General features: G+C 68.1%; 7 protein-coding genes. All 7 read right to left on the bottom strand.

Annotated elements, in window-relative coordinates; genetic code table 11:
- Positions 1-183: 183 nt before the first annotated feature.
- Positions 184-1,296 carry an alkene reductase gene (locus QMX79_RS19825; RefSeq protein ID WP_282248305.1) on the bottom strand — a complete coding sequence of 371 codons (1,113 nt, stop codon included), beginning with the start codon at positions 1,294-1,296 and terminating at the stop codon, positions 184-186.
- A gap of 123 nt (positions 1,297-1,419) precedes the next feature.
- The gene (locus QMX79_RS19820; protein WP_282248304.1) at positions 1,420-2,292 is read right to left on the bottom strand and encodes an EcsC family protein; all 873 of its coding nucleotides are present in this window, start codon (positions 2,290-2,292) and stop codon (positions 1,420-1,422) included.
- Between the two features lie 89 nt (positions 2,293-2,381).
- Entirely contained in the window at positions 2,382-2,954 is a 573-nt protein-coding gene (gene orn, locus QMX79_RS19815) for an oligoribonuclease (RefSeq protein WP_282248303.1), read from the bottom strand.
- Between the two features lie 66 nt (positions 2,955-3,020).
- Positions 3,021-3,545 (bottom strand): tRNA adenosine(34) deaminase TadA, encoded by a 525-nt coding sequence (tadA, locus tag QMX79_RS19810; RefSeq protein ID WP_282248302.1) that lies wholly within the window; start codon positions 3,543-3,545, stop codon positions 3,021-3,023.
- On the bottom strand, positions 3,538-3,996 hold the full coding sequence (gene mntR / locus QMX79_RS19805; protein WP_282248301.1) for a manganese-binding transcriptional regulator MntR: 459 nt from the start codon (positions 3,994-3,996) through the stop codon (positions 3,538-3,540). The genes tadA and mntR overlap by 8 nt, the downstream gene beginning before the upstream one ends.
- A 54-nt stretch (positions 3,997-4,050) precedes the next feature.
- Positions 4,051-5,166 carry a hybrid sensor histidine kinase/response regulator gene (locus QMX79_RS19800; protein ID WP_282248300.1) on the bottom strand — a complete coding sequence of 372 codons (1,116 nt, stop codon included), beginning with the start codon at positions 5,164-5,166 and terminating at the stop codon, positions 4,051-4,053.
- The coding region (locus QMX79_RS19795) for a chemotaxis protein CheB (RefSeq protein WP_282248299.1) at positions 5,163-5,379 on the bottom strand (217 nt) is incomplete at its 5' end. The genes QMX79_RS19795 and QMX79_RS19800, both read right to left, overlap by 4 nt.

The following is a 5,379-nucleotide window of genomic DNA, read 5'->3' as shown; positions in this document are numbered from 1 at the left end:
GGGTATGCGGGGGACGCCGTGAACCCATCCATGGGGGCTTGGGCGCCGCATCCATGCGGCTCACACCCCCGCATACCCACCCCCGCCGCCCCCTCGACGCGCTACAGGTGAGTCACCAAAAATCAACATCGTAGGGACACGCCATGCGTGTCCGCCTTCCCTTCCGGCACCAGGAATGCGGGATTACGCCTCCACCACTTCCGCGATCGGATAGTCGGTAAATCCGGCTTCAGCCCCGCCAAAGTACTTGGCCTTGTCCGGCGCGTTCAACGCCAGGCCCTGCTGCAGGCGAGCCGGCAGGTCGGGGTTGGCGATGAACGGACGGCCGAAACCGATCAGGTCCGCCCAGCCCTTGGCCAGTGCTTCCTCGGCGCGCTCGACCGTGTACTTGCCGGCGTAGATCAGGGTGCCGCGATAGATCATCCGCAGTGCTTCCTTGAACGCCACCGGCATCACGGGGGCGTCTTCCCAGTCCGCTTCGGCGATGTGCAGGTAAGCCACGCCGATGCTGTCCAGGATGTGCGCGGCGGCCAGGTAGGTCGCCTGCGGGGTGTCGTCCACGGCGCCCTGCAGGGTGGTCAGCGGGGCCAGGCGCACGCCGAGGCGGTCGGCGCCTACTTCAGCGGCGACCGCTTCGGCGACGTCGCGCAGGAAACGCAGGCGGTTCTGCAGCGAGCCGCCGTAGCCGTCGGTGCGCTGGTTGGCCTGGGAATCGATGAACTGGTTGATCAGGTAGCCATTGGCGCCGTGCAGTTCAACGCCGTCGAAGCCGGCGTCGATGGCGCGGCGGGCGGCCAGTGCGTAGTCGCGCACGATCTGCGGGATCTCGCTGATGTCCAGGGCGCGCGGCATGGAGTGCTGGACCATCTCGCCTACCCCGCCCTGCGGGCCGGTGCCGGCGACGTCGACGAAGACCTTGACGCCGTCGGCCTGCAGGGCCGAGGACGAGACCGGTGCTTCACCGTTCGGCTGCAGGTCCACGTGCGAGACGCGGCCCACGTGCCAGAGCTGGGCGAAGATGCGGCCGCCAGCGGCGTGCACGGCGTCGGTGACGCCGCGCCAGCCGGCGACCTGGGCGTCGTCGTGGATGCCGGGGGTCCAGGCGTAGCCCTGCCCCTGCGGGCTGATCTGGGTGCCTTCGCTGACGATCAGGCCGGCCGAGGCGCGCTGGGCGTAGTACTGGGCCATCAGCGGGGTGGCGACGTTGCCGGTGGCGGCGCGCGAGCGGGTCATCGGCGGCATGACGATGCGGTTGGGCAGGGTCAGCGGGCCGAGGCGGTAGGGGGTGAAGAGCATGGGGGGTTCCTTGCTGGAGACTGTGGCAAGGATGGGGACCGAAGGCCGTTCGGAACAGGCCTTCGCCGGCAATACAGTTGTGCCGTGGATGCAATGATCGGGGTGCGGCGGGGCGGCGCGGCGTTACGCGTCGTTCTGGCCTGCCAGCAGGTTGTAGGCGGCACGCACTGTTTCGTAGCCGTACTGGCGTTCGAGGCGGCGCACGATGAAGTGGCCACGCGCCATGTCCTGGTAGTAGTCGGTGAACATGGTGTTCAACGTGGCGCCGGCGACCGCGCCGATGATCGGCACTGCCTGGGCGGCGAACTTCTCGGTGACCACCACGCCGAAACGGGCGGCGACCTTTTCGACGATCTTGGCCAGCCACTTGCCGGCTTCCTTCGGGGTCAGGCCGATCATCACGCCACCGCCGCCGACCGCTGCGCCGGCCAGTTCGGCCGACAGGTGGCGCATCACTTCGGCGGTGAAGCCACGGGTGATGTAGTAGCCGGTCTCGCTGGCGTCGTCCTGGCCGGAATTGCCGCCCAGCGCGAATACTTCCAGGCAGGCGTGGCGGGTGCCCATCTCGCTCAGGTCGAAGCCTTCGCTGCGGGCCACGTCGGCGACCGAGCGCATCATGATGGTGGTCGACACCGGCAGTTCCAGGAACAGCGCGGTGAAGCCGAACGCACCGCCCAGCGCGCCGGTGGTGGCGGCGGCCACCTTGTGCCAGCGCGTGGAGGCGGCCTTGCCCGGGGTGTTGTCCATGCTCCACAGCGCGGCCTGCGCGGATTTGAACAGCGCCGCCTCGACCGCGCCGTGGATCCGCCGCGACACCGACTGTGGCAGCTTCTTCACCGCGAACTCCAGCGGCGAACCGATCAGGTTCGCCATCTTGGCGGTGAGCGTGGGCGATTCGAGCAGGCCCACCGCCCGCTGCAGGTCGGCCCAGTCCTGCGAGGTCGGCAGGATCTGCGCTTCCAGCGGCGGCGGCACGATACGGACGATATGGCTCATGCCCGGATCATACCGCCCACAGATTGAATGAAGCACCACGGTAGCCCCGGCCGTTGGCCGGACGACGGGGACGTGAAACGTTCAGGACGTCAGGCGACCGGCAGGCCGGACAACGCGCCCATGAACTGCCGGTAGTGGCGGAGTTCGGCGATCGAATCGTGCACATCGCTCAGCGCGGTATGGCTGGAGGTCTTGCCTACCCCGGCGGCCACGCTGGGCGCCCAGCGCCGGGCCAGTTCCTTGACCGTGGACACATCCAGGTTGCGGTAGTGGAAATACTTCTCCAGGCGCGGCATTTCACGGTGCAGGAAACGGCGGTCCTGGCAGATCGAGTTGCCGCACATCGGCGAGGCGCCGGCCTTGATCCACTGCGCCAGGAAGTTCACCGTCTGCGCTTCGGCCTGCGCCAGGGTGACCTGGCTGTCGACCACGCGCTGCCACAGGCCCGAACGGCGGTGCTGGTTGCGGTTCCACTCGTCCATTGCTTCCAGGCGCTCCACCGGGTGGTGGATGGCGAACTCGGGGCCTTCGGCCAACACGTTCAACTGCGCGTCGGTGACGACGGTAGCGATCTCGATGATCGAATCGTTGTCGGTATCCAGACCGGTCATTTCCAGGTCGATCCAGATCAGTCGTTCGCCTTCGGCGCCGTTGTCCGCCATGTCCTGCCCTTGTGCAGAGAGTAATGCGACATGATACCGCCTTCACGGTGTGGCCCTGCCGTGAAATCACTCCAGCAGCAGCGGCGGCTTGCCCCGTTTGGCCCGGAAGTAATTGGTCAGCCGCGTGCTGGCTTCCTTCGCCAGCACCCCCGCGTGCAACTCCACGCGGTGGTTGTGGCGGGCATCGCCAAGCAGGTCGAACACACTGCCGCAGGCGCCGGTCTTGGGATCGGTGGCCGCGTACACCAGCCGCGCCACCCGGGCGTGCACCACCGCCATCGCGCACATCGCACACGGCTCCAGCGTCACGTACAGGGTGCTGCCCAGCAGGCGGTGGTTGGCCAGCGCCCTGCCCGCCTGGCGCATCGCCACGATTTCGGCGTGGGCGCTGGGGTCGTGGTCGGCGATGTTGAGATTCCAGCCTTCGCCGAGAACCGTGCCGTCGGCGCCGACCAGCACCGCGCCTACCGGGATTTCGTTGAACTCGCGCTCGGCACGTTCGGCCAGGCGCAATGCATGCTGCATCCAGTATTCGTCCTGGTCGTGCACCGGCACGCCCAGCGGCGGGGGCGGCGGCAGGCGCTCAACCACGGCCGTCGGCCTTGCGAACGAACGCCTCGAACGCGGCCAGGGTGGCCTCGCTGACATGGTGTTCGATGCCTTCGGCATCGCGCCGGGCCGAATCGGCATCCACGCCCAAGGCCAGCAGGAAGCGCTCCACGGTCTGGTGGCGGGCACGCATTTCCACCGCCAGCTGCTCGCCGGCCGGGGTGAGGAACACGCCCCGGTACGGCCGCTGGATCGCCCAGCCTTCCTTGACCAGGCGCTTGAGCGCCTTGGCCACGGTGGGCTGGGCCACGCCCAGGCGGGTGGCGATGTCCACCTGGCGGGCCTCGCGGCCATCGGCGATCAGGTCCGCGATCAGCTCCACGTAGTCTTCGACCAGCTCCGAGCGGCGCGCCTCGCGCACCTGCACGAACCCCTCCACGTGCACTTGGGCATCGATCAGCGGGGTGGCGGTCTTGGCACGGGAAGGCGACATACCCGCAGTTTACCGTAGTGACGGGCCCTGCCCGTCATGCCAGGCCGGCCAAGCTCACCCCGCCCGACGCAGCAACCCCGTCTCGAACAGCACCGCCCCTTCCAGGTTGCGCGCCGCCAGCAGGCCGCCATGGGCCCGGGCGAACTCATGGGCAATGAACAACCCCAGCCCCAGCCCGCGGCTGTCGTGGAAACTGGCCTTGAACGGCTCGAACAGGCGCGGCAGCAGGGCTTCCGGAATCTGCCCGGCATTGCGCACCTGCAGCCGCAACGAATCGCTGGGCAGGCCACGCACCAGCACCTGCACCGGCGCATCGCCGCCATGCAGCACCGCGTTGCCGATCAGGTTGGAGAGCAGCTGCGCCAACCGGTCCGGATCGCCCTGCAGGCGGGTGTCGCCCTCCACGTGCAGCTCGATCTTCGCCTTCGGGTGGGCGCGACCGACCTCGTTGACCACCACGGCAGCCACTTCGGCCAGGTCGCATTCCTCGGTCTGCAGGCGCAGGCCGCCGCTCCGGATCCGCGAGAAATCCAGCAGCTGCTCGACCATCCGCGCCATCCGCACCGCGCTGTTTTCCAGGTGCACCAGGGTCTGCTGCGCGGACGGGTCGTCGGGCAGGTCCAGCGACAGCTTGTCGGCGCAGAGCAGGATCGCCGACAGCGGCGTGCGCAGGTCGTGGGTGAGCACGGCCATCATCGTTTCATTGAGCTTGAGCGCGTGCTCCAGCGCCTGGTTGCGCGCCTTGAGCAGCTGCTTCTGCTGGTAGAGCTCGATGAACACATTGACCTTGCTCATGATCACCTGCGGCTCGATCGGCTTGTGCAGGAAATCCACCGCACCGCTTTCGTAGCCCTTGAACGCGCGCACCGGATCGTTCGGCGAGGCGGTCAGGAAGATGATCGGCACATCGCGGCTGCGCTGCGAGCCGCGCATCAGCTCGGCCAGCGAAAAACCGTCGATCTCCGGCATGTGCACGTCCAGCAGCGCCAGCGCCACTTCGTGTTCGAGCAGCAGTTCCAGCGCTTCGGCACCCGAGGCCGCGCACAGGATGTCCAGGCCGTCGCGGCGCAGCAGCGCCTCCATGGCGACCAGGTTCTGGGGTACGTCATCGACGATGAGCAGGTTCACACGCTCGGTGGCCGGCGTCGGGGTGGACTCGATAAGGTTCATCGGGCAAGGCCTTTCATGCGCGAGCATAGGGAGGTGAGCGTCAGCACCGCATCGGCGCCGGCATGTGCCAGCGCAGCCGCTGGCATGATCGGGGAATAGGCATCATCGGGGCACTGGATCCAGGCCTGGCCACCGGCGTTGCGGACTGCGGCTACGCCGGCACTGCCGTCGTTGCTGGCCCCTGTGAGCAGGATGGCCAGCCCGCCGCTGCCG

The organism is Stenotrophomonas sp. PS02300 (assembly GCF_029959395.1).
GTDB classification, from domain to species: Bacteria; Pseudomonadota; Gammaproteobacteria; order Xanthomonadales; family Xanthomonadaceae; genus Stenotrophomonas; species Stenotrophomonas maltophilia_AD.
This window is presented reverse-complemented; position numbering and strand designations above follow the sequence as displayed.

Coding starts and splice junctions, on each gene's coding strand:
- QMX79_RS19825 (WP_282248305.1), bottom strand. CDS start 1,296: ATGCTCTTCACCCCCTACCGCCTCGGCCCGCTGACCCTGCCCAACCGC.
- QMX79_RS19820 (WP_282248304.1), bottom strand. CDS start 2,292: ATGAGCCATATCGTCCGTATCGTGCCGCCGCCGCTGGAAGCGCAGATC.
- orn (WP_282248303.1), bottom strand. CDS start 2,954: ATGGCGGACAACGGCGCCGAAGGCGAACGACTGATCTGGATCGACCTG.
- mntR (WP_282248301.1), bottom strand. CDS start 3,996: ATGTCGCCTTCCCGTGCCAAGACCGCCACCCCGCTGATCGATGCCCAA.
- QMX79_RS19800 (WP_282248300.1), bottom strand. CDS start 5,166: ATGAACCTTATCGAGTCCACCCCGACGCCGGCCACCGAGCGTGTGAAC.